This is a genomic window from Cellulophaga baltica, assembly GCF_900102165.1.
GTDB classification, from domain to species: Bacteria; Bacteroidota; Bacteroidia; order Flavobacteriales; family Flavobacteriaceae; genus Cellulophaga; species Cellulophaga baltica.
Map to the genome: position 1 here is coordinate 1 of NZ_FNBD01000021.1, position 24,637 is coordinate 24,637.

Consider the following 24,637-nt stretch of genomic DNA (forward strand, 5'->3'; position numbering starts at 1 on the left):
AATTATATATCTTTAGAAAGATAAAGACAAATATTATTTGTTTTTAAATGGTTTGATATGACTTTAGTGTGCAATTAGGTGAATCATACAAAATTAAAAGTGTTTAAAATATTGTTAATCAGGAGTTTGTGATTTTTTATCAAATCCTGCCACCCCGACTTATTAGTAAATCAAATAGTAATAAAAACTTGGTAATCGTATGATTATCAAGTTTTTGTCGTTTTAGGGCAGTCATTTAATTTAGTTTGATTTGATTAAAAATGTGACCTATTCGGTTACCTAGTTCTAAAATGCATAAAAAAGGTAACCGAATACTATGATTTGACTTTTGTTTTAATGTTCAATTTTTAAAACAAAAACGTATGAAAACTTTAAACACTTTTAGTATTCTGTTTTGGCTAAAACTTGCCAGTGCCAAAAACGGAAAAGCACCTCTTTATGCTCGAATTACTGTAAACGGAAAAAGAGCAGAGCTCTCTTTAAAGCAAAAAATCGTAATATCTGATTGGGATGTAAAGAAGAATCGATTAAAAGGATTGAGTGACGACACCAAAAAAGTTAATACTTATCTTAAACAAGTTAGTTCTCAACTGTTCGAAGCATACCAAAATCTTAAAAGAGAGAATAGGTTTGTAACCTCAGATCTTCTCAAAGCAAATTTTTTAAGAGCTGATGAAAGTCAATATGCACTTACTGATATTATTAACTATCATAACGAGCATATGAAATCTACCTTGCGTTGGGGAACTCAGAAGAACTATTTTACCACACATAAATATATTTTTCTTTTTCTCAAGCAAAAACATAAAACTACTGACATATTCTTAAGTGAGTTAAACTATAAATTCATTATCGATTTTGAACGCTTTCTAAGAGGTCAAAAGTCCATGGGAAACAATACGGTTATGAAACACATTGAACGTCTAAGAAAGATGATTAATCTAGCTTATAAAATGGAATGGCTAGACAAAGATCCGTTTATAAAATTTGAAGCTAAATACGAGAAGAAAGAGAGAACTTATCTCACTTTACAGGAATTACAAGCGATAGAAAATAAACAGTTCACCATAGACAGATTGCAACTGATAAAGGATTTGTTTGTATTTAGTTGCTATACAGGTTTATCCTATGGAGATGTAATGAGTTTATCAACTAATAATTTATGCGCTGGCATAGACAACAAACAATGGATTTATGCCAAAAGAGAAAAGACGAGTACACCAATGAAAATTCCTATACTATCAAAAGCGATGTACATCATCAAAAAATATGATGCACACCCAGAAGCAGTAGTTAAGAATAAACTTTTTCCAACGATATCCAATCAAAAATTAAATTCCTATTTAAAAGAGATAGCCGATGTATGTGGAATAGCTAAAAATCTAACTTTCCATATTGCCAGGCATACTTTTGCTACGACGGTCACTTTGAGTAATGGAGTTCCTATAGAAACCGTATCCAAATTATTAGGTCATTCTAAAATTACTACCACCCAGATTTATGCTAAAGTTATTGAAAGAAAGGTAAGTGAAGATATGCAGAAGTTAGAGGAGTGCTTTTTATCTTGAAAATAGCGAATTGCTTCATTCACTATGGTTGCAAAGAAAAAAGAGATTACAGCAAATAGTAGTTACGCCCAGTTGGATTTCTTTCTAACGTTTATCAATCCGAACACTAAAGAAATCCAACTGGATCCGTGCGTATATAAGTTATGGTAAGATTTGGGGTTTTACTTTTTTTAACCAAGAGCATTTTCCTTTTTTAAAGTCTCAAAAGAACTCAAAAAAAGATCAAATGAAATAAGATTTGAGCTGTATTTCATTTACTTCTTTCAGAGCCAATCGCATTCCCTTTTTGATATAGATTATCTATAAAGGATTTAAAATTAGGAAAGGGCTATAAATAGGAGGGCCGTGCCATCCGTTTTATGCGCCCGCTAATTTTATATGCTGTTCTTTTACTATCAAAAAGGGAAGGGACTCAAAGAAGCCTAAGCGACAAGTTGTTGAAATGCAAATCGGACAAAATTCACTAAAAAGTTGATTGAGCGAACGTAAGTCAAAAAGGAATTTTCCAAAAAAAAAGACTGTTGAAATTAATTACTTTTTGGCTTGTGTTCAAGACTTTTAGACGAACCTTTTTTTCTGAAATAGAATGAAAGGAAATAGGGTAAGGACACTATAGTTTAACCGATTAAAAAAGATTCAATAGATAATTATTTTTAGCTAAAGTGAGGGGGTAACTCTGCGATTTGTCGCAAATAAATACCATTTTACTGAGGTTTTAAGTGTATTTGTCGCAAATCTGGAAAAATTATGGATGATAAATAATCGTAATATACTGATTAATAAGTAATTAAAAACTTGTAACATCGCGTAGCGTGTTACCCTCTTGCTTTTCCCCCTTTGCTCTAGTTCCTTAATTTTTTAAGGGCATCTATAGAGTTTAGTTTTCCATTTTCCATGGATTTCATAAGTTATGATAGAGGAATACGCACTAAATGTACTTAAACTGATAGTAGCTGCCAACAAACTACTTAAAGAGTCCTTTACCTTAGCAAAATCTGGAAGACCATATAATGAAACTTACCTTTCAATGTTGCCTAGATAAATAGACGACAAATCGAATAAAAAAATCTCAAGGATTCAGTTTATAAATCTATAAACCTAGAATAGTATTGTCTTAAATTAATGAAGATTTTTATTGTTTTTTACCTCAGTGCTTTGTTGTGCGTTGCTTTTCCTTTCCGCACGTTATTTTTTTCACTTCAGACTTGATTCAAACGTTTTTCACTCCTTAAATATGTCATCCAGTTTCTTATGATTTTCCTTTTTGGTAACCACTTTTAATTCTTCAATCAAGTTCATAGTTGTGGCTGGTTGTAAGGGAAATGTATATTTCTTTAACAACCTTTTTAAAGCCACATTGATGTTCTCTTCGCCAATCAATACATACAATTCATACATTTTCACCAGACCTTTGTTGTATATGACATTAGCATTATCTGGTTTAGAAGTGTACAAAGGTTCTTCACCACTAAAGGCTTTCTCGCTATCGTACATATCTTTATAAAGCTTGACCATTTCCAGCATTTTTTCTTTGCCGTATTCATTTTTGTACAACATCAATTGCGTGTATTGTGCCAATGTCTCTGTAAGCACACCACTTCCTTCTCTATAATCGGGTTGTAATTGTGCATTTCCCCACCATTGATGCGACAATTCGTGCGCTGCCAATTCATTGATAATATCGTTACCTTCCCCTTTCGATAAGTTTAAATGGAATTGTGCTTCATTGATATAAATAGTTGCTGGATAAGCAGTTGCTGAAAAACCTCTGGTAAAAGAACTGATTTCAGCGAATCGAATTGTTTTGTATGGATATTTTCCAAAATTTGTTTCACAATACTGCAATGTTTTTTTAATGCTATTGATTAAATGCAGGATGTTTTGATGGTGCTTGGGTTCGTAAAAAATTTCGATGGCAATATAATTATAGCTCGATTTTTGAATCGCATATTTTGCTGAAGACACTGCAAATCGGAATGGAATAGTAGTGGCTTTATACTGAATATAATTTCGATTGTTCCTTGAATAATCTTTTACTAATTCGCCAACCGAAATTGCCGTTTGATCAGCCGAAGTAGAAATCACGGCATCAAAATTTATAAATTCATAATTGTACGGATTTGCCAACGGTGCATCCACTTTTGTAAGTGCATCCTGCAATGGCATTTCCCGTTTTTTTCTTTCGTCTTTATCTTCAATTTCATTATCGAAATTATAACCAATGGATGGAAAATAATTGCTAATTCGCATAAAGGCTCCATTTTCCACAATGGCATTAAATGATTGATGCCCTTTTAAAGGTTCTATTTTATATTCAAAATTAAAGCAGATGGAAATACTGTCATTCGGCAACAATTTTTGTTTTGTTTTAAACAGATACTGTCCAAATTTTTCATCTTTTTTAGCTAAAGTCAATTGCGATGAAGTAATAGAATTCCAAGTGATTTCATTTGATGTATTGATTAAAACTTCTGAAATTTCAGATTGGGTTTTGTTGACCAAAATATAGGTGCCTTGTACTTTATAACTATTCTCTTCTGGATATAAATCGATGCTGGTTTTTACATCGGTAATACTGGGTTGCGGTTTGTTTTTGTAGAATTTGTACTTTTCTTCATAATCCTGTTGCCAATTCAACTGAAGGTCTTCGGAAACCACACCACTTTTAGTGAAAATGTAAATTCCAGATAGTAGCATTATTAAAAAGGGTAAAATTAATATGGCGAATGTTTTCCATTTTGTTTTCAAAACCGATTTGTTAAAAAAAAGAATAGCCAAAAGGGAAAGTAAAACTGCAAAAGACAAGCTGTACAACATCGTAACCGAAAAGACTTTTGGGAAGTATCCGAAACCATTGATATCACTAAAAGCATCATGTAGAAAATTAGCAAATCGAGATAGTGGATTTGTAAATCCAAACAGTTTTCCGAAAGATGTATTCGTCAGAACCAAAAAGACGGCAGAAATAGCAAGTGCAATGTATTTGTTTCTAATGAGATATTGAAAAGCAATAATAACAAGGCCACAAAATGACGCAGGCAGGCCAATGAAATAAAACAAAGAAAAATAAGTACTCCAATCTATGATTGGATACTGATATGAAATCTGAAATAGTATACCTACAACAATACATACAACTATCAAAATCAAAGAAATGACAAATAATACACCAAATTTTGAAAGGAACAAAGCCGAATTTGAAAATGGTGTTGAATGCTCGATTGCTGAAAAGTTGACACTTTTACTTTTCCAAACCAATTCACTTCCGTAAAAAAGCATTGCCAATAATAATAGGAAAGGAATTGTTGCCAAAATCGTATTTATCATTAAAGCTGTGGTTGCGAAATACTGTGGTAATCGAATACCACCTTCTATTGCGCCGTACATTTCCATACCTACTATAAATAGGGTGATGGCAATCAGTAAAACGAATGGTATGCTTTTAAGGGTTGATTTTAAATCTATTTTTAAAAAAGAGAAAATTGTTGAGATGAAATATTTTTTTCCGTTCGATTTTGTTGCCGTTCTGGTGTAAACATATTTTCTATCAGTTAATTCATTTACGGCTTCAACTTTCTTTTTTTGCTTGTTTGAAGTTTTGAATCGGAAGCGTTTATAGGCAATATATAAAAGGGCAAGAGCCACTAAAATAATTGCAATCCTATTGTATAACAAATTTCCCGAAAGTTCCAGAACCATTGTGTTTTTTTGCAATGCAGTCCAATATCGGGTTTGTTCAAAAAAAGCAGCCATACCAAATGGGTCTAACCTAGCTGAAAGGTTCATCGCACTATCAGAAACAGGTGAAGCATTAGCCAATAAAGGCGAATTTGAAAAAATGGAACTTACCATATACAACACATAAATGCCCAATCCACTTAAATAAATAAGCATTTTATGTTTGCTTAACCAAGCTGTGCAACAAACAATTACCGTGCATAAAAAGATGTTGGGAAGTACAATTAACAAGAAAGAATTTAGATAATAATTCAAATTAAAAATTCCCCAATTTTCGCTGTTTTCCATTTCCATTAAATGCCCAAACCCATAACCCATAAGAAACAGTAGAAACGTCAATACAGCAACTCCAAAAACCAATAAAAATCGGCTTAAAAAATAGTTTCTGATTGTAATCGGTGTTGCATACAATACCTGTTCAAAGTGATTGTCTTTTTCCCGTAATAAACTTTGAGAAGCTATTATTACGATTGGGAAAAGGCTTGCCAATGAAAACAACCCCAATATGAAATTGATGGCATAAGGGGAATTGTAGGTGATATTTGGAAATGCAATTCCCGCGGTAGTTCCAACCAAGATGCCAAAACCAAGAAATGATAATAGCATTACATAAAATGAAATTTTACGACCATAAAATTTCCATTCGAATAAAATTAAGTGATGTAACATTTTATTGAAGTTTCTGTAATGTGGTGAAATAAACATCTTCTAAATCGGCTTCGGTTTGCATAAATCCGTTTAGCGGATTTTCATTAGTAAAAACTTTAATGCTCAATTTGCCAGCTTGTAATTGGGTAGAAATAATCTTGTATTGATTTTGATATTCGTGTAGTTCATTTTTATCAATATGTTTCTTCCAAACTTTGCCTTTAATTTCAGCAATAAACTGTTCAGGGTTACCAGTCAATAGCAATTGTCCTTTATTGATAATTGCCATTTTTATACAAAGATTTCTTACATCTTCTACCAAATGTGTTGATAGGATTACAATGATATTTTCCCCAATTTCACTTAATAAATTATTAAAGCGGTTTCGTTCTTCGGGGTCCAGTCCTGCTGTTGGTTCATCTACAATGATAATCTTTGGATTGCCCAAAAGTGCTTGTGCAACTCCAAAACGCTGACGCATACCTCCACTATACGTACTTACGGATTTGTTTTTTTGATCCAATAAATTGGTCTTTTCCAGCAGTGCCAATATTTGCTCTTTTCGAGTACCTTTATCATTTAATCCTTTTAAAATTGCCAAATGATTGAGCAGGTCATATGCCGATATGTTTTGATAAACACCGAAATCTTGGGGTAAATAGCCTAATTGCTTTTTGATGAATGTCGGATGTTCAATTAGGTCTTTATCATTGAATAAAATCGAACCACTATCAGGTTGTTGCAAACCGACTATGGTTTTCATTAAAGTAGATTTTCCTGCGCCATTTGGTCCTAACAAGCCAAACATTCCGTTTACGATTTCAAGCGAAATATTGTTCAATGCCTTAACGTCATTGGCATAAGTTTTTGTAAGATTTTTGATTTTTAAACTATTCATTTTTTGATTGATTTGATGAATGATTTATGCTAACATTTAGACAAAGTTATGCCTGTCAACAAAATAAAAACTGTTGATAATTGTAATTTAAAATTGATTGAATTTTATTCTTCTACGTACTCCATAATATCGCCTGGTTGACATTCCAATGCTTTGCAAATAGCTTCTAAAGTATCGAACCGAAATCCTTTGGCCTTACCCGTTTTTAGTATGGATAAATTAGCTGGTGTGATATTCAGGATTTCTGCCAATTCTTTGCTCTGCATCTTTCGTTTGGCAAGCATAACATCTATGTTTACTACTATTGCCATAACTATATATATAAATCTTGTTCGTTCTGTAGATTGAAGCCTTGTTTAAAAATGGAATAAAGGAAATAAGCGAAGACACCAAGGAAAAAGTGAATTACCCCAGCCCATTCCAATCCATCTTCTATGTTACCAGTGAAAATCAAGGCAAATAAAATGATGATTAAAGGCACAAAAATATTTGCCAAACAAAACCATTTTAGTTGTTTTACACCATACTCCGTAAACAGTTTGGGTTGTTTAAAAGCATTGAACACATTACTGACCAACAAAAAGAAAATACCATAAGCGCCAATCGGAATAAGAAATTCGAAAATTTTATAGTTCCAATTGTTCTCCCCAAGTAGAAATCGGGTCTCGGTAAAGGGATAACAGACCGCAAAGTTTTCTCCGTCATCTCTGGTAATGTAGCTCCATCCGGTTACTAATGAAACAAGCGCATAAATTGTGACCAAAATATACAAGATGGCTACTATTCTTGTGATATAAAACAAAATTGTAGAAATGATTTTGACATTCTTCATCTGAATGAAATTTAATTTATTACCGCAAATAAACAATTAATTATTGTAATACAATAATTAATTGTCAAAAAAATTATTTAGCAGAGGTATCAATTATTTTGAGGAAGTTTTTTTGGGAGTGTCGCAGATAATGTTTTTAAATGAATTGTAACCCTTACCAGTTGGCATAAAAGTTTTTCGGAACGAACATTTCAGATAAAAACTAGTTTTGAGTAATCCGTAGGAATTTCAAATTAGGCACGTAACAGCAATTTTTCGCGTAAAAGGTTAGCAACCTTTTTTTATTCCCCTGTATTAAGATAGTCTGCCCATTTTCTAATTCCGACAGATGCGGATATTTCTGCATTATTTTGATGGTCGGCATTTTTGGTAAAGTCCGAATACCAAACCAATTGGTCGTTTTCTTTTTTACTCAAGGTTTTTGTCATTTCCGTAAATCCGTTTTTCATTTTTTCGTTTTCATCTTCTCCCATACTCAAATATAGAAAAGAACTTAAATCCTCATTTTTTGCAAGAAAATCAGAAACCTTATTAACAATCAAATTATCATCTCGCCAAAAAGCTGGACTGAAGCAAAACCTACCTTTAAATAAATCGGGTTTGTAAAGTAAGGAGTACATTACTAAAAGTCCGCCTCTTGAATTGCCTGCAAGTGAACGATTTTTAGAAACTGAATAATTTTGCTCGACAAATGGAATAAGCTCTTTTTCCATAAAAGATAAAAATTGGTCTCCTGCTCCTAATAGACTATCTTTTTCATCAATGTCCATTTTCATATAAGGTGGTGTATAATCCCGTTGCCTTCCTTTTCCGCTTACGTTAGGAATTCCAACTACAATTGTTTCTGGAACGTAACCAGCAGTGGATAAAATATCAAATTTATGGGCTAAATGTTTGTCTTGTGAACTACCGTCAAGGACGTACATAACTGGATACTTTTTTTTCTTGTCGTAGTTAATTGGAAGATGAATTATTACTTCTCTCTCTTCGTTCAATATTTTTGAATGTATTGTAGTTTGAACGACAGATTCAGGATAGGTTGGATTGCCCGTTAAATAGGAAAATAGAACAATAGAGATTATGGAAGTAGTCAAAATTGTAATGACAAATATCAATATTTTTTTCATTGTTAAGGATTTAGTTTTGGGCAAAATTACCTGTTATAAACCCTTTTGGTTACGACATTATTGCGTCATTGTTGGGACATTTAAAATAGATTAGGGAAAAAAGAATAGATTTCGGTGTTTTCGGTTTTTAACCTAATTGAGTTTTTAATGATGAAAAATACATTTATCAAAAGAAGTAAAATGTAGGCAATAATCACAATAGGAACGCGACCAGATATAAATTCTCCGGTTATTTTATAATTTAGAAAATGGGTTGTGAGTAAAATCAACAAAGAAAATAGAAACCATAAAATTTGAAAACTGATAACTTTTCTACCCTTTTCATTGACCAACGGATTTTGTCTGTTTAATCTCCATAAGAAGACTGGAGCAATTATATTTAAGAGAGGTATTAAAACACCTAATAATGCCGAAGTATTTATCAAGTTAATTTTAGCTATAGCCTTATCCTTTGCTAATTCGGAATTGAAACTTTCTTCCAACTGCTCTATTTTCATATTCAAAGCCTCTGCAATTACTTTTAATGTATAAGGTCTTGGTTTAGATTTATTATTTTCAATTCTTTGTATTGTTCGTAATGAAATGCCACAATTTTCGGCAAGTAATTCTTGTGATAAGCCCTTGTTTTTTCTCTGTAAGCTTATTTTTTCTCCAAGGTTCATTTTTTAGTTCGGATTTTTTTTCAAATGGTTGCCAACGATTGTATAAACACAATATTTTTATTTTAGTTATAACTTCACATTTGTTATATCTGTAACAAATATAATTTTTTATTCACAAAAAAAGAGGTAAATAATACCTCTTAAGTTCTAGCCTCCAAAACCATCTTTCCACTTCCTTAAGCCCCCGTATCAACTTGTCATGATCCCCTATAATAATTCGTTGAAGACACTAAATTTTCATCAGAAATTGAATTTTTTGCTGCAAAAAGACAAAATATATATCGAACAGTAAAATAGGAACCAAATTGGTTTTAAAACGGAAAGGAAAGATTAATATGGCTTGGTGTTTCGTAGTTTTTCCGCGTGTTCAATTTTAAATGCTTTGTCCAAAAGTTAGCAAATTAGTATCAGGGTCAAATAAAGAAAATTCCTTTTTTCCCCAAGTTTGGGTTTTTAATGCTAAGTTTAGATGAATTTCTTTTTTGTGGGAAAGCAAATATTATTCTGTTCTAATTTTGATTGTCAATTCCACCTCTTTGTCCACTAGGGTTTTGTCTGCCAAACTTCCTTCATAAGCAATGTTCCAATCAAGTCGGTTAAAGGTAAATATGGTTTTAAAATTGTCACCTTTCTGATGTGCAAAAAAATCAATGTTCTTTGTAACCTCTCGAATGGTTAAGTTTCCTGAAATTTTAAGGCTGTCGTTTTTTATTCGGTGCACGCTGGTCAATTCCAATGTTGATAAAGGATAATGTTTAGTATTAAAAAAATCATCGCTTTTCAGATGATTAAGAAGATTTCTTCGTGCAATATTTTCGTGCAATGGAACATCGGTTACGTCCATTGTTTCCATATCAACAATAAATGTTCCGCCAACTATTTCGCCATTTCGGATAAGGAAAAAGCCATCTTTAAATGATATGATTCCCGTTCGTATTTTTATTCCACGCATTTCAGTTGCTACCCAATTGATTTTTGATTTTTCAAGATTAAGTACTAGCGTGTCGGCTTCTATTTCAAGATTATGTTCAACCGTTGGTTTTACAGTTACTTTTGGGGCGTCCGATTTATGTTTGCCGACACAAGAGAGCACCAACAAAGCAAGAAGAAAATAACGCCACCTATTCATAATTAGGAATGTTTTTGCCTAAAATGATGTTCCGCTCGATAGTTAGCATTCCGTTTTCCCATATTGGTTTCATAATTCCAGAACCACCTCGGTTATTTAACTTATCCCTTTTGATTTGGGTGAGTATTGGGTCATCGTCAAAAAGATAGTCATCAAGATAGTATTCGTTTTTGTCAGGTTCTTTCACCGTTAAATGGATATGTACAGGTTCACTTCTGTCCGGATAGGATGCTGGTCTGAAGGTGTAAAATGTATATTTCCCGTCTTTGCCTGTTTTTGCCCAACCTCGTATAAACCCGTGTCTTTTTGCCCAACCTGTTTCATTGCCTTTGGTTTCATAAATGCCTTGTCTGTTAGTATGGTAGATGTAAATAATGACATTTTCTGCTGGTGTCTTGCCGTCCTTTTTGAAAACAGTTCCCTTGATTCTCAATTTGGGTTCATTGTTTTGAAATTCGGGAAGAGTGTCAATTGTGGTTAATTTTTTATCACCATACTCATATATTGCTTCACAACCTTCGCAACCACCACCAATAAATTTGGTTGTCGAATGCTTCGTTTGGGCATTGCAGGATGTACAAACCCATAATACTAATAAAAGGGTTTGTCTAATTTTTTCAATCTTAACGCTCATAATTTATCTTATTTGAAATTAGTGTTCCAACAAAATTATGTATGAAGAAAGAGATGGAAAAACAGAACGTTTTAAGTCGATGAGTTTATAGATTGACCGGATGACCTGCACCGAAGCGATTTTTGAAATCGGTTGCGTATGTTCTACTTAACCTTACTAAATCTCCGTTTGCCAATTGTAAATCGTAGTCGCCATTAAGCCTTGATTTGAAAGAGCTGACTTTTGAGATGTTAACCACGCTGGATTTATGTACCCGAACAAAGACATTGCTATCCAACTGGCCACACATAGATTTTAGTGTTTCGGAATGCAGATGCCTCTTGTTTTCTAGATGGATGCAGATATAGGGTGTGGCGGAAGTGATTTGTATAATGTCTTTAATATTGACCACCACATTTTCCCTACCGTTGTTGATGATAATAGTACTTAATTTAGGTTTTATTTCCTCAATATATGTGTTCCGTTTAAGGGTTATGAAATACTTATAACCCAATACAAAGCTTGTGTAAACAATAACCAATTTATACAAGTCGCGTGCCAATGTATATGAAAAGAATTTGTACAGGTCATACCTGCCTTCGTAGAAAAGTACAGAGAAAACTACAGCAACGAAAGGTAAGATGAAAACATGCACTATGATGGGTGTTACAATGAATATCAGTGTTTTACGAAAGCTATCGAATGTTTCATTTTCCAGTTTTTTGTGCAGTACTGCTAATATTGGAATGAATAGAAACCAAATGGTTTTGAAAAGTATGGATTCGTTGAAATAGAAGGGATACCCATTTCTTTTCGATTCCAAGAAATCCTGAAATATGGTTAAACCTACAATGCAGAGAAAAACTCCTGAAAGCACCATAAGTAACTTTCTAATGTTCTCTGAAGAATTATGTTTATTTCTGCCCGTTATAATTAAGTTTACCATTCTTACTTATTTGTTTATTTCCTCTATTTGGGTGGTTTAATATTGACCCTGATTCGTTAGATCTTGAATAAATATACTTTTATCTCATTTATTTTCATAAGATAAAAGAAGTTTATTTTTTTAAAGGAATTGTAGGGTCAGATTCTACTTTTTAATTGGTTTTAACCCAAGTGGTGTCAAGGGTTTTGCAGATAATTAATACTATATAAATAACGCTGCAAGCAGCGGAAAATAAAACCCTAATAGCCTCAAGAGTTTGATTTACTTCATACAAATATAGATTGCTGGTAAATTTGAATTTCGTCACTTTCGATTGTCATCTGTAACCTCGCCTACGACTGAGTTGATTTTGATTTTATAATTGACTAAAAAATAAAAATTAATGAAACAGCATAATTTTTTTTTGTAACATTTTAAAATTCCTTGTATCTAAATGAAAACAAAAAGGAATCAAAATGAAAAATACTTTACTATTATTTGCACTTTTATTAGCTACATTCTCTGCTAATTCTCAAACAATTTATTCAAAAGCATACGGAAATTCAAAGGACAAACCATTAATCTACCTTCATGGCGGACCTGGATTTAATGCTTCTGGCTTTGAAGTAACAACTGCCCAAAAACTTGCTGAAAATGGTTTTTATGTTATTGTTTACGACAGAAGGGGCGAAGGAAGATCAACAGATAATAATGCAGCGTTTACTTTTAATGAAACGTTTGACGACCTAAATTTTATTTATGATAAATTTAATTTAACATCAGTAACCTTAGTTGGTCATAGTTTCGGGGGTATCATAGCCACCTTATACGCCGAAAAATATCCAAATAAAGTTAAAGCTTTAGTACTTGTATCTGCACCTTTGTCGACGCAAGAGACATTTTCTACGGTATTAAATTCGTCAAAAGCACTTTATTTTAGTAAAAAAGATACTGTAAATCTTAACTATATAAATATACTAGAGAACATGGATAAGAGTACTCTTGAGTATAGTTCATATTGCTTTGGTCATGCTATGCAAAACGGATTTTATTATCCTAAAGCACCTACAAAAGAAGCTGTAGACATCTATTCAAGATTTAAAACAGATACTTTGCTGGTGCAGTATGGTTCACAAATGACATACGAAGCTCCACAAGGGTTTTGGAGAAACGAAAAATATACAACTCTAGATATCAAAGAAAACCAAAGAACAGTATTAAAGAATAGTACGCCTATTTTCGGATTATATGGTAAAGATGACGGACTGTTTTCAGAAGTTCAAATACGTGAAATTGAAAACTTAATTAATCAAAATAATCTAGCGTATTTAGAGAATTGCTCTCATAACCTCTTTATAGACCAACAAACTAAATTTATCAAAGCATTAAAGAACTGGATTAAATGATGAATTTTGAAACTATTTATGCCACTTATTGGCAAAAAATTTTTAGGCTCTGCATGGGTTATGTAAATGATGCCGATGCAGCCAAAGATTTAACTCAAGAAACATTTATTAAAGTATGGAAACAATTACCCAATTTTAGAAATGAATCCTCCTTGGGAACTTGGATATTTAGAATTGCCTCTAACACTTGTTTACGTCAAATTCAAAAAGAAAAAAAGATGCCCAAGGCTGAGTTACCTGTACATATTCAAGAAGATTTTGTAGCGGAAAGTATCGAGACCGATGTGCAATTTTTATACCAATACATTTCTGAACTACAAGAAGTAGAACGCATCATCATATCATTAGAACTGGAGGATATTGATCAAAAGGAAATCGCAAAAATTGTTGGACTCTCAGAGAGTAATGTTCGCGTTAAAATTCACAGAATAAAAGAAAAATTAAAACAAAAATTTAAAAAAAATGGATGCTAATATAGACTTAAAAAAAATTTGGAATAAACAAGAAACAAACGTTCCTAAAGTTGAAGAGCTTTTTAGTAAACTTGATCAATTCAAAAGAAATAGCCTACTTAAACTAATTTTAGTCAATCTTACCCTTTTGTTAACTATCTTATGTATTGGCTTTATTTGGTATTATTACAAACCTGAATTAATTACAACTAAGATCGGTATTATCTTGTGTATTCTGGCCATGATTATTTTTTTAGTGCCTTATAACAGCCAATGGTCTTTATTATCTACTCAACGCACTGAGCCTAATAGCAAGGATTACCTTCAAAATCTTATACAATTAAAAGAGAAACAACTATTTCAACAAACAACAATGTTGAGCAACTATTTTATAATGTTGTCTTTAGGGATAGGGCTTTATCTTTTTGAGTATGTTTCCAAAATGACCATCTCTTTAGGAGTGGTTGTCTATGCGGCAACGATACTTTGGATAGGGGCTAATTGGTTTTACATACGGCCTAAAATTATTAAAAGACAACAAGAAAAAACAAACAATCTAATAAGCATATTTAAAAAGTTAAGCAAACAACTAGAGAATTAAAACATAAAATAGTAACATTTTAAACTGTAAGTCGTCTCAATAAAAATTCGCGAATTATTCCATACATTCTTCATGAATTGTTAATATATGAAGAATAGTCTGGATAGATATCAAAAAAAATAAAGCGTAATCTCCCAATCATGAAAAAAGTATATATCATAGTTCTTTTAGTTTTAAATTTAATCTTTACTGGAGCTTTGGCAATTAATCAATATTTAAATCGCAATATAGAGCTAGACTTTTCTGACAAAATTATTAAGGTAAGTGGCCTTGTAGTGACCGACTCAAATGGTGTGGAGCGTGTTATTATTGGTGCTAATCTTCCCCATCCACAAGGGCACGGTACTAGATTTGATAGAGGTGGAGAAGTTAGCGGTATAATGCTTTACGACTCTGAAGGGCAAGAAAGAGGAGGTTATGTTACAGATAATGATTATGGTAATATTTTTATGACACTAGATTCTAAAACTTCGCAAAGGGCCCTATTTATTGCAGAGCCTCAAGGTGCAGCAACTCTTCAAGTTTGGGGCAATAATGGGAATAAAATTGTTATTGGAGCCTCAGATGAGGGTACGCAATTTGATATTAGCGAAAATGGTAAAGAAAAATAAATTTAAATATATGGGAAAGCGCATAATTTTTCTCGTTGTGTTGCAGGCAATTTTAAGTAGCTGTGAACAGAAAATCACCATTAAGGAAGCAGCATTTACAACTATTAATCCTTTGTCTTACACCGATGTTACTTATACCTCTAGTAGAGATACAGTACTAGTTTCAACCTTTAATGGAAGAATTGCAGAAAGAATTAATGGACAAGAAAAAGAGAAGTTGTGGCTAAACCTTGCCGATGAAATATACAGTATAACTTATGATTCCAATAGTCATATATTGTACGCCTCAACACTTAATTCAGGTGTAGCAGTGATTGATGTCAAGAAAAAGAGGGTAATACATTATCTGAATTTGGAAGGAAGTTGGATACCTAATCTTAAACTATCATTAGATGGAAAATTATTGGTTGGACGTTCATCCGATCGTAAAAATCATATATGGGATTTAAAAAACCATTACAAGCCAATAGCGCTCCCTGATAGTTTGTCTAATTATAGCGTTACTGAAATTTCAAAATCAGGAAGTATTCTTCTAAAAGGTAATGGGTCTTATATTTTTTGGAATCCTTTGAAGCTTGCAATTGAAAGAGAAGTAAAGGTCAAAGGTAATTTAGCAGCAATGGATGCTTCAAATAATATGTTATTGTTTAATGATACTCATTTCCAATATTACAATGCTATAACAGATTCTCTTTCACCAAAAAAGCAACATCAAGATTGGCCCTACTATATAAAGGAACAAAATGAAATTATAAGAATTCCTTTGCAACTCGGATTAACCGTTGGTCAACTTTCAGAACATTATATATTTACGGCAGGAATTGACAGGTCTATCCGAAAGTGGCATAAATTAAATGGTGAACATATAGAAGACATACTTAAACACAAAGCTACAGTAAGTGCTATGGCTATTTCTCCCAATGCTTCTCAACTCGTTTCGGTTGATTTGAAAGGGGGTATTGTGTTTTATGAAATGCCTTTGAGCAAAAAATAGTAGTTTATGGATTGTTTTAGTGCTTTGTTGTTTTCCTTATTTTTTGTTGTGAACTGAAACACAGCCTTTATATGACTATCAGGTTTTAAAAAACAAATTAACTGAGTTCACAAAAGAAAATGAAAAGAAGTTTGAGTTATTATATTATGCTAATTGTTCTTAAAATAAAGGGGATAAAAAAAGACTTTAGTAAGGACCCTATTGATTTTAAAAAAATAAGAAAAGCCGATGTTCATAAACCGAGTGGACAATTTTTTAAGCATAATATATTAAATCACTTTGAAATTGCTAATTCCCTAATATCTGAAATTAGTACTCATGAAAAGTCTAACCAACTATTACTATTTATTCATGGTGGCGCTTTTATTTCTGGTCCTTCACGACATCATTGGAACGCAATTAAGGAAATAGCTAAACAAACGAATTATACCATTTGGATGTGTTCTTATCCTAAAGCACCAGAACATAAGATTTCTGAAATTTCAAATAATATGGATTCCATATATCATGCTGCTTCAGAGAAATATCCATCACATCAAATTTCAATGATGGGCGATTCGGTAGGGGGCACTTTAGTTATTGCTTTAATTCAACGTCTTATAAAAGAAAATAGAGATTTGCCCTGTAAAATAATTCTTTTATCACCTGTTATGGATGCGAGCATGTCCAATCCTGAAATCGAAAAAATTGATGCTTTTGACCCTATGTTGTCTAAAAAAGGAGTGTCAAGTGCTAAAAAAATGTGTGTAGAGAAGATTGATTTAAAAAATACAATGATTTCCCCATTGTATGGAAGTTTTGTAGGATTCCCTTATACTATTCTATTTCTGGCAGAAAATGATATTACTTATCCGGATCAAAGACTAGTAGTCGAAAAATTAATTGCAGCTAAAGTTGATATTCACGTAATTGAAGGAAAGCAGATGCTACATATCTGGCCATTATTACCCATAATGAAAGAGGCGAAAGTTACTTTAAGTGAGATTATTGGGATAATGAATAATAATCATGTGCTCTTAAAAACTATTTTGACTACACTTATTTTGTATTTTGCATTGCATTTTAATTATGAATTTTAACCTTAAAATAAACATCACTAAATAAACATTTTAAAGAAAATATCATGAAGAAACAATTTTTATTTTTAGCCTTAGGTATAGTTTTCCTTAGCAGTTGCAACTTTAAAAAAGACAAAAAAGAGGATAATGCCGACAGTTTATCAACAGTTGAATCTCACGAAAGCTTAGAAGAGAATGCAAACAACTCAAACCAAAAATTATCCTTTACTTTTAACGGAGAAAATTTTGAAAATGACCTTACCCGACCTTTTGAATTAGAGGCGACTTATGTAAAAGGGGATACTTGGATAATTTCTTTTACAGGCTTAGAAACAGATGTTGACCCTGAATCAGGTGATTATAAAGAAGTTACTATGAGTTTTAATTTAGTGGATTATAAGTTTACTACCGATAGATTTGACATCTTGAATTGCACGATTAATTTAATGGGTTTTGAGGATATTGATGCCAGTGATGAGATTCTTACTTCGAACGACCATCAATTTTTATTGGAAATTACTGGTGTAGAAAAAGTTAAAACAGAAACGGTTTATGGGATTACTACAGATTTTTATAGTATAAACGGTATATTTTCTGGTGAGTTTAGAAATATGACTGGCACCAAGACATTTAAAGTAGAAAACGGCAGTTTTGAAAACTACATGTTACCGTATACTCCATAAAATTAGAAGTTGTTTTATAATTTTCACTATTTCAAAAAACTATTTAAACTTTTTAAAACAAAATCAAAGGATATAATATAATTATTGTAAAGATGTTTTAATTTTACAATTAATAAAGAACAAAAGTCCATAAAAAATAAGTTACTTATTCGGTTACCAAAATTAGTTTTTAATTTTCAACTTATTGATTTATAAAAGTATAGGGTGGTTTAAGAACATTCTGCCACCCCGACGAACCTAGAGATAGGTTGTATTAAAACACTGTTAATCGTATGATTATCAGTGTTTTTTGTTTTTAAGGGTATCAGATGATATCAAATAATAACAAATAAAAGGTGTACAATCAGGTGTGCACATTTTTAACTTAATTGTCGTAAATTCATAGCGCATTTAAAAGCAATTTGACTTTCGTTTTTAAAAAAAATGTCAAACTAAAGCTATAAACATGCAGACAAGCAGCACCTTTTCCGTTATTTTCTTCACAAGAAAATCAAGAAGTACATCGAACAAGTTATCCATCTATGTGCGTATTACCGTTACAGGACAACGTTCAGAAATTAGTCTAAAGAGAACTATTTTATTTAAAGACTGGGATAGTTCAAAGAATCGAGGTCGAGGAAGCTCTTATAAAATAAGAGTTTTAAACACCTATTTAGACCAAGTATATAGCGAGTTGCTAGATTGCCATAAACAGCTCTTGGAAGAGTCAAAAATTATTACAGCGAATGCTATAAAGGTTCGTTACTTAGGAGAGGATGATACTCAAAAGACCTTGCGAGATGTTATTAGCTATCATAATGACCATATGCTAACAGTTTTAAAATATGGTACAATGAAAAACTACTATACCACCGAAAAATATTTGTATAAATTCTTAAGCGAAGAGCTAAAAGCTAGTGATATTTATCTAAAGCAACTGAACTATCGTTTTATATGTGACTTTGAGCACTACTTGAGAAAGTTCAAAAATGCAAAGAAACAGTTGATGATGACTAACAACGGCGTCATGAAGCATTTAGAACGCTTCAAGAAAATAATCAACCGGGCGCTAAAATTGGAATGGATACTAAAGAATCCATTTCAGCAATTTCAGTTAAAATTTGATAAATATGATAGACAATATCTAACAGAGCGAGAATTGCATGTTTTAGAAAATATGCACTACAGCAATGATCGTTTAGAAAAGGTAAAAGATTGCTTTGTATTTTCTTGTTATACAGGATTATCGTTTATAGATGTAAAAGGTCTCACTAAAAAACAGCTAACACTAGGCATTGATAATACTTATTGGATATTTACCAAACGAGAGAAAACAGATGAAATAGTAAAAGTTCCTATTTTACCTAAAGCGATGGAAATACTTAAAAAGTATAAAACGAGGCTTAAAATTAATGACAATGAAGCCTTACTTCCCTTAAGTTCCAATCAAAAGACGAATAGTTACTTAAAAGAAATAGCCAAAGATTGTGGTATTCAAAAGAATCTAACTTTCCATGTTGCCAGACACACTTTTGCAACCTCCGTGATGCTCTCCAATGGCGTGCCCATAGAAACGGTATCGAAGCTCTTAGGACATACCAAACTATCAACAACACAAATCTATGCTAGGGTAGTGGAGACTAAAATTAGTGAGGATATTGGTAATCTTTTATTACGATTTAAACAGAAAGAAGCTATTAAAATGAATGTAAAATATGGAGTTCAATGAAATAGTATAACCTGAAGAAGGCAAGATAATTATAAGTGAGAGAACTTATAAAAAAAGAATGTTTATACTATTATAATCAGATTTAACAAATTTTTTGGTAGTGCAAAAAAAGGAGTTGGTCAGTATGCGTAATATCTATTTTTGTTACCATAATAACAAACTAACTTTACGCCCGATGGTTGCAAATAAGGTTAAAAAAATAGAAAAGTGATAAAACTGAAATGGACAGTCTACTTAATTTCGTAAATTGCACATAAGCTATTCACAAAAAAATAATGATATACAAACTATATCTTTTTCTTCTACTACAATTGCCTATAGGCACACGAAACCCAGATGACAATAATCCTATCGATCTTGGAAACGCTTTTGATGTCGTTGTATATATTATTCTGCCTGTACTAATGATTATCTTTTATATCCTTTGGAGGAGGAAGAAAAAGAAGGATAAGAATTAAAATGTCCTGTAGATAACTTATTTATATAAAATTAAAGTTCATCACATAAAGCGCCCTGATTCGATTTTAATGAACGCTTATCTACCTGAACACTATAAAATCGAAACAGGATCCAGGGAAAGGTTAGCTATGTTAAAATTTGGGGTTTTACTTTTTTTAACCAAGAGCATCTTCCTTTTTTAAAGTCTCAATAGAGCGCAAAAAAAGATCAAATAAAATAGGATTTGTGCTGTAGTTCATTTATTTCTTTCAGAGCCAATTGTAAAAGTGTTTTAACTAAGTGAATAATGCTTTTGATAAATACGAATTGCAAAATTCTTACTTAAGCCGGAATGTAAATATGAAAAACAGCACCTTCATTTACGGTACTTTTTGCCATAATATGACCTTTATGATTTTCAATTATTTTTTTGACGATTGCAAGTCCAATACCTGTACCTGTGTATTCATCGTTACTATGTAATCGTTGAAACACCTCAAATATTTTTTCACTGAATTCTTGCTCGAATCCGATACCATTGTCGGCAAAGCGAATGTGGCAATACTTCTTAGTGTCATCTAAGGTTTCGATGTCCAGATCTTTACCTTTTACATGCTCACAATCAATTTCTATTACTAACGGTTGCTCTTCGCGAGCGAACTTAATGGAGTTACTAATTAAATTATGTATAATTTGTTTAAACTGTATGGGGATAATTCTAACCTTGCATTGAATATTCAAATTGAAAGTAACCTCGTTATTTTTTAAATCTTCACTTAATGTTTCTTGTACATCTTCAATTACTTCGTTAAGATTTAAAATTTCGTAGGTGATATCTTCAACTTTTGTTCTCGAATACGCAAGTAGGTCTTGAATTAAGGTTTGCATTCTAAATGCAGCTTTCTGCATTCTTGTAAAATCATGCTTTGCCCTATCTGATAAACTTTCGAATTCTGTTTCTAGAATACGAGAGGCGAATATTTGAATTTTGCGCAGCGGTTCTTGCAGATCATGACTAGAGATATATACAAACGACTGTAGCTCTTTATTCATTTTTTCGAGGTCTACATTTTTATGTTGTAGTTCGTTGGTTCGTGTTTGAACCATTTTCTCTAATTCGTTAGTGAACATTTTTTGTTCTTGAATATCGGTGCTGGTACCGACCCACATTTTTATATTGCCATCATTATCCTTTTGAGGGATAGCGCGACTTAATTGCCATCGGTATTCTCCAATTGCATTTCTAAAGCGATGTTCGAGTAAGAAGTCGGTTCCTGTACTTATGGCTTCTGTCCAGAGTCTAATATTTTCTTCCCGATCATCAGAATGTACAATTTGAATCCATCCTTCCTTATAAACTTGTTCAGGCGTTAATCCTGAGAAGTCAAAAACCGATTTATTGAAATAATTCAAGTTTCCTTCGGCATCAGATGTCCAAACAAATTGGGGCATAGAGTCTGCCAATAATCTAAACTTTTCTTCTCGCTCTAATAGCTGTTGTTGAAAATTTCGCTCTTCTGTAATATCGCGTACAGTGCCCAATAATCTTATTGGGTTCTTATCTTCATCGAAGAAAATTTTTCCTTTTACATCGATCCAATGTATCGATTGGTCTTTCCATATTACCCGAGATTGGTATCGTAAGGTTCCTTCTTTGAATGCATTTTCAAAGGCTTCTTTTCGTAGGTTAAGATCATCTGGGTGAATATTATTCACCATAACCTCATGCGTTAAACTTGTTTCGTTATCAAAGCCTAAAATTTCATAACACCTCTTAGAAGCTATAATATCGTCAGTTTTTAAATCGACATCAAAGACCCCTAGCTCACTAGCTTCAATAATTAGGCCCAGTTTTTCTTCACTTTCTTCAATAACATGTTTAGCCTTTACCATTGCGGTTACTTCGGTGGCAATGGCCATGATACCCGTAATTTTATTATCCTCTTTTAACGGATGATAAACAAAATTAAAATATTTTGTTTCAGGAGTGCCTTGGGTGTTTAATACCACCGGAAATTCATAACCATAAAAAGCTTCGCCTGATTTGTATACATCATCGATTATAGGTTCAATAAGAGTTTTAAGCTCTGGCAAGCTATCAAAAACTGGTTTTCCTATAAATTCTTTATCTGTTTTATCTATAATTTCTAGATAACTTTTGTTAGCTATTTCCACTATATGGTCAGGTCCTCTAAAAATAGTAATGCCTAATGGCGCTTGCATAACCGTATTTCTAAATCTCTTTTCGCTTTCTTCGACCTTAATTTTAGCTTCGTGTAATTCAGTAACTTCTGCAGCAGTGTTCATTACCGCATACACTTTGCCAGATTCATCGAATAAAGGAGTAAAACTATAATTGAAAAAGAACGTTTTTAAAATACCATCTATTCTTAATTCAACTCTTTGGTTTTTAGTGTGAAATGGAATTCCTGTATGGAATACCCCACGAACTTGTTTGAATATTTGTTGATTTTCTAATTCTGGTAAGATATCTGAAAATAACTTACCAATTACGTCATTTCCTTTCCCCCAGGCATCCATAACAGACTGGTTTGCCAATGAGATCATCATTTCATCTCCAACATATACGGCAATAGGGAATGGGGCACTTTCGACCAAGGCTCGTATATTTTGTTCACTTTCCTTAATCTTATTGTTTAAAAGTGCTTGCGTGGTTACCTCTGTCGCAATGATACCAAGACCATTAATATTCTTTTCTAAATCTCTCTGCGGATAAACAATGAAGTTGTAATATTTCGTCTTAGCTACACCGTCTTGTACTAAATATAGAGGAGTTTCTAATGCGGTAAAAGGATTGCCGGTTTCATAAACCTCTTTAAATATTTTATCATAACCCTGATCGATCAGTTCTGGCAATAATTCGAAATATGGTTTGCCAATTACATCTTCACCTTTTCCCCAATACTCAATAATGGTATTGTTGGCAATGGTGATCACTAAATCTTCACCAGATAAAATAGCAATTGAGGATGGTGATGATTGTATAAGATTGTGATAACGGGTTTCACTTTCTTCAACCTTCTTTCTTGCTAATACGCGCGTAGTTACATCTTCTAATGTACCGTTTAGGCGATAGGCAATAGAGTCGTCATTAAACCATGCTCTACCTTTAGCATGTAAAATAATCTCTTTTTTGTTGATCAGGTTGTTAATTCTGAATTCAATATCATAACTGCCGCCCGAAGAATAATCTAATGCTATTTGAATTTCAGAGGCAACCCGATCCCTATCTTGTTCATTAATGGCATTAAGCGCATCTGTTAATTCAAGCTCGTTCTTATGAGGTAGCCCAAACCAATCTTTTAGTCTATCGTTAGCGGTAAAAATATTGGTTTGCGGGTTATAGTCCCACGTGCCCAGCTCAGCTGCTGCAATGGCAAATTGTAATTGATTTTTACTTTCTTGTAATTCTGATTCAAACGATTTTTGATCGGTAAAACCTTTTTCTTGCACTATAATTAAGACACCCCCAATTTCACCTGTCTCTAATCGAATTGGGCTATAGGTGAATTCGAATTGATAATTGTATGTTTTATTATTTCTATTAAGAGGTAACGAAACTAATTGACGAGTGGTAGCATTACCGTTCATTATACTTTTTAGGGCAGAATCTATACTTTGCCAATCTTTGGCAAATTTCAATTTCATTCCATTCGCTAAAGTATTATGGTGTCGGCTTAAGCCTAAGGTCGAGTAAAAGCTATCGTTACATATTTCGATAGATTCATTACCCCACACTATACACATACTATATGGGGTATTGAGCATCGTGCTAACATTTGCTTTCAATGTTTGCGACCAATTTTTTAATTCACCTAATGGGGTTTCGTTCCAATTGTACGATTCTATGAGTTTCCCCATTTCTCCGCCTCCTTGTAAAAAAATAAATGAAGAGTCGTCAGTGTGCATAAGTTAGTTTAAGGTTTGATGACAAAATTAGCCCTAGAAATTGAAGTGTTGTTTTCTTCGCTTAATAAAAGTATAGCTTGTTCAATAACTTTTTTTAAACATTTGTATGAGCTTGGTTTTTGAATGTAATAATGAGCACCCAAATCATAAAGTTCATCAACAACATTAGTGTTATAAGATGTAGAATAAATTACAGTTGAAATGCTGGGTAATGAAGTGGATGATTTTATTTCTTTAATACATTCTAATCCAGTTTTTCTTGGCATATTCAAATCAAGAAATAATATATCTGGATTGCTACCTTCTTCAGAAGATAAAAATTCTAGAAGTTCAATTCCATTATGCAGAATTGTAAGAGCAGAAGATACATCTAACTCCTCTAATGCCTCTTTAAATATATCACAATCGTCTTTATCATCATCAACTAATAGTATGTGTAACTTATTCTTGTACCCCATATTCGAAAGTATTACCTATATTTTTACTGCTAATTTCTGACAATATGGTTTTAAAAATAACTTATTTTTTCTTTTTCGACCCTATAAAAACAACTTATTATACAGGCCGCTATAAAAAGCCGGACTCCTGTTATTTACAGTTAACGTCTAAGCTTGAA

The 24,637-nt window shown here is 32.6% G+C and carries 20 protein-coding genes; 9 read left to right on the forward strand and 11 right to left on the reverse strand.

Annotated elements, in window-relative coordinates; all coding sequences use genetic code 11:
• Positions 1 to 362: 362 nt before the first annotated feature.
• Positions 363 to 1,568: a site-specific integrase gene (locus tag BLQ19_RS19855; RefSeq protein ID WP_074539505.1), complete on the forward strand. Its 1,206-nt coding sequence runs from the start codon at positions 363 to 365 to the stop codon at positions 1,566 to 1,568.
• A gap of 1,221 nt (positions 1,569 to 2,789) precedes the next feature.
• Here BLQ19_RS19855 and BLQ19_RS19860 read toward each other — a convergent pair.
• The 9 genes from BLQ19_RS19860 to BLQ19_RS21670 form a co-directional block, all read right to left on the reverse strand.
• A complete protein-coding gene (locus tag BLQ19_RS19860; RefSeq protein ID WP_175444452.1) occupies positions 2,790 to 5,975 on the reverse strand; it encodes an ABC transporter permease/M1 family aminopeptidase in 3,186 nt (1,061 codons plus the stop codon).
• Position 5,976: 1 nt separating this feature from the next.
• Positions 5,977 to 6,852, reverse strand: a complete 876-nt coding sequence (locus BLQ19_RS19865) for an ABC transporter ATP-binding protein (RefSeq protein ID WP_074539507.1) — start codon at positions 6,850 to 6,852, stop codon at positions 5,977 to 5,979.
• 104 nt (positions 6,853 to 6,956) lie between these two features.
• Positions 6,957 to 7,163: a helix-turn-helix domain-containing protein gene (locus tag BLQ19_RS19870; protein ID WP_047419513.1), complete on the reverse strand. Its 207-nt coding sequence runs from the start codon at positions 7,161 to 7,163 to the stop codon at positions 6,957 to 6,959.
• A 2-nt stretch (positions 7,164 to 7,165) separates the two neighbouring features.
• Positions 7,166 to 7,684, reverse strand: coding sequence for a DUF2975 domain-containing protein (locus tag BLQ19_RS19875; protein WP_074539508.1), 519 nt, complete (start codon positions 7,682 to 7,684; stop codon positions 7,166 to 7,168).
• 281 nt (positions 7,685 to 7,965) lie between these two features.
• On the reverse strand, positions 7,966 to 8,811 hold the full coding sequence (locus BLQ19_RS19880; protein ID WP_083332312.1) for an alpha/beta hydrolase: 846 nt from the start codon (positions 8,809 to 8,811) through the stop codon (positions 7,966 to 7,968).
• A gap of 80 nt (positions 8,812 to 8,891) precedes the next feature.
• Complete coding sequence (locus BLQ19_RS19885; protein ID WP_074539510.1) at positions 8,892 to 9,473, reverse strand: helix-turn-helix domain-containing protein; 582 nt, start codon at positions 9,471 to 9,473, stop codon at positions 8,892 to 8,894.
• Between the two features lie 499 nt (positions 9,474 to 9,972).
• Complete coding sequence (locus BLQ19_RS19890; protein WP_074539511.1) at positions 9,973 to 10,602, reverse strand: YceI family protein; 630 nt, start codon at positions 10,600 to 10,602, stop codon at positions 9,973 to 9,975.
• Complete coding sequence (locus tag BLQ19_RS19895) at positions 10,595 to 11,236, reverse strand: dioxygenase family protein (protein ID WP_083332313.1); 642 nt, start codon at positions 11,234 to 11,236, stop codon at positions 10,595 to 10,597. Before BLQ19_RS19895 ends, BLQ19_RS19890 begins: the two co-directional genes overlap by 8 nt.
• An 85-nt stretch (positions 11,237 to 11,321) precedes the next feature.
• A complete protein-coding gene (locus tag BLQ19_RS21670; RefSeq protein WP_254788460.1) occupies positions 11,322 to 11,609 on the reverse strand; it encodes a LytR/AlgR family response regulator transcription factor in 288 nt (95 codons plus the stop codon).
• Positions 11,610 to 12,616: 1,007 nt separating this feature from the next.
• Here BLQ19_RS21670 and BLQ19_RS19905 point away from each other — a divergent pair.
• The 8 genes from BLQ19_RS19905 (at position 12,617) to BLQ19_RS19940 (ending at position 19,653) form a co-directional block, all read left to right on the forward strand.
• Positions 12,617 to 13,546 carry an alpha/beta hydrolase gene (locus BLQ19_RS19905; RefSeq protein WP_074539513.1) on the forward strand — a complete coding sequence of 310 codons (930 nt, stop codon included), beginning with the start codon at positions 12,617 to 12,619 and terminating at the stop codon, positions 13,544 to 13,546.
• Positions 13,546 to 14,019: an RNA polymerase sigma factor gene (locus BLQ19_RS19910; protein ID WP_074539530.1), complete on the forward strand. Its 474-nt coding sequence runs from the start codon at positions 13,546 to 13,548 to the stop codon at positions 14,017 to 14,019. The genes BLQ19_RS19905 and BLQ19_RS19910 overlap by 1 nt, the downstream gene beginning before the upstream one ends.
• The gene (locus BLQ19_RS19915; RefSeq protein ID WP_074539514.1) at positions 14,009 to 14,599 is read left to right on the forward strand and encodes a hypothetical protein; all 591 of its coding nucleotides are present in this window, start codon (positions 14,009 to 14,011) and stop codon (positions 14,597 to 14,599) included. The genes BLQ19_RS19910 and BLQ19_RS19915 overlap by 11 nt, the downstream gene beginning before the upstream one ends.
• A gap of 140 nt (positions 14,600 to 14,739) precedes the next feature.
• Positions 14,740 to 15,210 carry a hypothetical protein gene (locus BLQ19_RS19920; RefSeq protein ID WP_074539515.1) on the forward strand — a complete coding sequence of 157 codons (471 nt, stop codon included), beginning with the start codon at positions 14,740 to 14,742 and terminating at the stop codon, positions 15,208 to 15,210.
• A 10-nt stretch (positions 15,211 to 15,220) separates the two neighbouring features.
• A complete protein-coding gene (locus BLQ19_RS19925) occupies positions 15,221 to 16,204 on the forward strand; it encodes a WD40 repeat domain-containing protein (protein ID WP_139150299.1) in 984 nt (327 codons plus the stop codon).
• Positions 16,205 to 16,323: 119 nt separating this feature from the next.
• Entirely contained in the window at positions 16,324 to 17,283 is a 960-nt protein-coding gene (locus BLQ19_RS19930; RefSeq protein ID WP_074539517.1) for an alpha/beta hydrolase, read from the forward strand.
• 44 nt (positions 17,284 to 17,327) lie between these two features.
• Positions 17,328 to 17,945, forward strand: a complete 618-nt coding sequence (locus tag BLQ19_RS19935; protein ID WP_074539518.1) for a hypothetical protein — start codon at positions 17,328 to 17,330, stop codon at positions 17,943 to 17,945.
• Positions 17,946 to 18,390: 445 nt separating this feature from the next.
• Positions 18,391 to 19,653: a site-specific integrase gene (locus BLQ19_RS19940; protein ID WP_074539519.1), complete on the forward strand. Its 1,263-nt coding sequence runs from the start codon at positions 18,391 to 18,393 to the stop codon at positions 19,651 to 19,653.
• A 780-nt stretch (positions 19,654 to 20,433) separates the two neighbouring features.
• Here the strand turns inward: BLQ19_RS19940 and BLQ19_RS19950 are convergent.
• Both BLQ19_RS19950 and BLQ19_RS19955 read right to left on the reverse strand, forming a co-directional pair.
• The gene (locus BLQ19_RS19950) at positions 20,434 to 24,021 is read right to left on the reverse strand and encodes a PAS domain-containing sensor histidine kinase (RefSeq protein ID WP_074539520.1); all 3,588 of its coding nucleotides are present in this window, start codon (positions 24,019 to 24,021) and stop codon (positions 20,434 to 20,436) included.
• Positions 24,022 to 24,029: 8 nt separating this feature from the next.
• Complete coding sequence (locus BLQ19_RS19955) at positions 24,030 to 24,479, reverse strand: response regulator (protein WP_074539521.1); 450 nt, start codon at positions 24,477 to 24,479, stop codon at positions 24,030 to 24,032.
• Between the last annotated feature and the right edge of the window lie 158 nt (positions 24,480 to 24,637).

Excerpts from the sequence above, each read along its gene's own strand:
- BLQ19_RS19890 (WP_074539511.1), bottom strand. The coding sequence starts at position 10,602 with ATGAATAGGTGGCGTTATTTTCTTCTTGCTTTGTTGGTGCTCTCTTGT.
- BLQ19_RS19875 (WP_074539508.1), bottom strand. The coding sequence starts at position 7,684 with ATGAAGAATGTCAAAATCATTTCTACAATTTTGTTTTATATCACAAGA.
- BLQ19_RS19865 (WP_074539507.1), bottom strand. The coding sequence starts at position 6,852 with ATGAATAGTTTAAAAATCAAAAATCTTACAAAAACTTATGCCAATGAC.
- BLQ19_RS19895 (WP_083332313.1), bottom strand. The coding sequence starts at position 11,236 with ATGAGCGTTAAGATTGAAAAAATTAGACAAACCCTTTTATTAGTATTA.
- BLQ19_RS19935 (WP_074539518.1), top strand. The coding sequence starts at position 17,328 with ATGAAGAAACAATTTTTATTTTTAGCCTTAGGTATAGTTTTCCTTAGC.
- BLQ19_RS19880 (WP_083332312.1), bottom strand. The coding sequence starts at position 8,811 with ATGAAAAAAATATTGATATTTGTCATTACAATTTTGACTACTTCCATA.
- BLQ19_RS19940 (WP_074539519.1), top strand. The coding sequence starts at position 18,391 with ATGCAGACAAGCAGCACCTTTTCCGTTATTTTCTTCACAAGAAAATCA.
- BLQ19_RS19885 (WP_074539510.1), bottom strand. The coding sequence starts at position 9,473 with ATGAACCTTGGAGAAAAAATAAGCTTACAGAGAAAAAACAAGGGCTTA.
- BLQ19_RS19860 (WP_175444452.1), bottom strand. The coding sequence starts at position 5,975 with ATGTTACATCACTTAATTTTATTCGAATGGAAATTTTATGGTCGTAAA.
- BLQ19_RS19870 (WP_047419513.1), bottom strand. The coding sequence starts at position 7,163 with ATGGCAATAGTAGTAAACATAGATGTTATGCTTGCCAAACGAAAGATG.
- BLQ19_RS19905 (WP_074539513.1), top strand. The coding sequence starts at position 12,617 with ATGAAAAATACTTTACTATTATTTGCACTTTTATTAGCTACATTCTCT.
- BLQ19_RS19855 (WP_074539505.1), top strand. The coding sequence starts at position 363 with ATGAAAACTTTAAACACTTTTAGTATTCTGTTTTGGCTAAAACTTGCC.
- BLQ19_RS19950 (WP_074539520.1), bottom strand. The coding sequence starts at position 24,021 with ATGCACACTGACGACTCTTCATTTATTTTTTTACAAGGAGGCGGAGAA.
- BLQ19_RS19920 (WP_074539515.1), top strand. The coding sequence starts at position 14,740 with ATGAAAAAAGTATATATCATAGTTCTTTTAGTTTTAAATTTAATCTTT.
- BLQ19_RS19910 (WP_074539530.1), top strand. The coding sequence starts at position 13,546 with ATGAATTTTGAAACTATTTATGCCACTTATTGGCAAAAAATTTTTAGG.
- BLQ19_RS19925 (WP_139150299.1), top strand. The coding sequence starts at position 15,221 with ATGGGAAAGCGCATAATTTTTCTCGTTGTGTTGCAGGCAATTTTAAGT.
- BLQ19_RS19915 (WP_074539514.1), top strand. The coding sequence starts at position 14,009 with ATGGATGCTAATATAGACTTAAAAAAAATTTGGAATAAACAAGAAACA.
- BLQ19_RS19955 (WP_074539521.1), bottom strand. The coding sequence starts at position 24,479 with ATGGGGTACAAGAATAAGTTACACATACTATTAGTTGATGATGATAAA.
- BLQ19_RS19930 (WP_074539517.1), top strand. The coding sequence starts at position 16,324 with ATGAAAAGAAGTTTGAGTTATTATATTATGCTAATTGTTCTTAAAATA.